This window comes from Variovorax glucosi (assembly GCF_051216695.1).
Classification (GTDB): domain Bacteria; phylum Pseudomonadota; class Gammaproteobacteria; order Burkholderiales; family Burkholderiaceae_C; genus Variovorax.
The window spans coordinates 1-1,175 of record NZ_JBPJZE010000245.1; the positions used below are offsets into that span (position 1 = coordinate 1).

The window sequence follows — 1,175 nt, forward strand, 5'->3', positions numbered from 1 at the left end:
CCAGCACTTCGGGCGGCAGCTTGATGTACTTGCCGATGGCCGCGCGCACTTTCGCGTCGTTCTTCGGCTGCTGCATGAACGCGCCGGACTCGACCAGCGCTTCGCGAAAGGCGCGCGCCGCCGCCGGGTTCTTCGCCACCCACTCGCGCTTGGCCGCATGCACGATGGTCTGGTTGTTCTCGGGCAGGAAGGTCGAGTAGTACGAAGCCACATAACCCGCGCCGCTCTCGGTGATGCGGCTCATGAACGGGTCGGCAGACACCACCGCGTCGACCGAGCCGCCGCGCAGCAGGTCGGCATGCTGCGGGAATGCGGCCTCGACGAAATTGACCTTGCGGTAGTCCACGCCGCTGTCCTTCAGCCATGCGCGGAAGGTCACGTGCAGGAAGGCGCCCAGGCCCGGCACGCCGATCTTCTTGCCCACGCAATCCTGCGGGCTCTTGATGCCCGAGCCCGCGCGCGCCACCAGGCCGAAGCCGGTGGAGGTCTTCGAGGTGAGGCCGCCGCCGGCCACCAGCACCAGGTCGAGCCCGCCATCCACCGCCTGCAGGAACACCGAGGGCGTGGGCCCGCCGATCTGCAGCGAGTCGGATTGCAGCGCCGCCGGGATCGTCGAGTTAAGCGGGATGAACTTGAGCTCCACGTCGAGGCTGCGCTTCTTGAAGTAGCCCTCTTCGGCCGCCACGAACACCGAAGCGAAGTCGGTCACGGCCGTGTAGCCGAACACGATCTTCGGATTGGACTGGGCGCGCGAAGGCAGCGCCGCAGTGGCCGATGCCGCGGCAAGCGCCGACAGCAGGGTGCGTCGATTCATCATGGCTTTTGTCTCCTGGGGATGGTCTTGTTCGTGCGTGGGGTCTTGGGCCGCGGCAGCGCGGCGCGCAGTCCGCCGACGATGAAGCTCACCAGCATCGGCGCCACGGCAGGGTCGGCGCGCGTGTTCTCGCCGCGCGAGAGGCGTTCGATGCGGCTGTCGTTCAGGTGGTGCAGCAGCGAGCCCAATGCAAACTGATAGCCCCACGCCGCCTGGCTGCGCGTGGCATGCGGCAGCGCGACGTGCAGCGCATCGATGTACGCCTCGATCCAGTCGAAGAACGCCCTGTCCTGGATCGGGCCGTACTTGATGACTTCCGCCAGCCCGGCGCTGAGTTCGCGCAATGGCAGGGTCGTCAGCG

1 protein-coding gene and 1 pseudogene are annotated in these 1,175 nt (G+C 67.4%); both read right to left on the bottom strand.

Going from position 1 to position 1,175, the window contains the following annotated elements; translation table 11 throughout:
• The coding region (locus tag ACSFA3_RS24660; protein WP_435507995.1) for an ABC transporter substrate-binding protein at positions 1-817 on the bottom strand (817 nt) is incomplete at its 3' end.
• Positions 814-1,175, bottom strand: a pseudogene (locus ACSFA3_RS24665) (hypothetical protein); the annotation flags it as partial. The pseudogene ACSFA3_RS24665 and the gene ACSFA3_RS24660, both read right to left, overlap by 4 nt.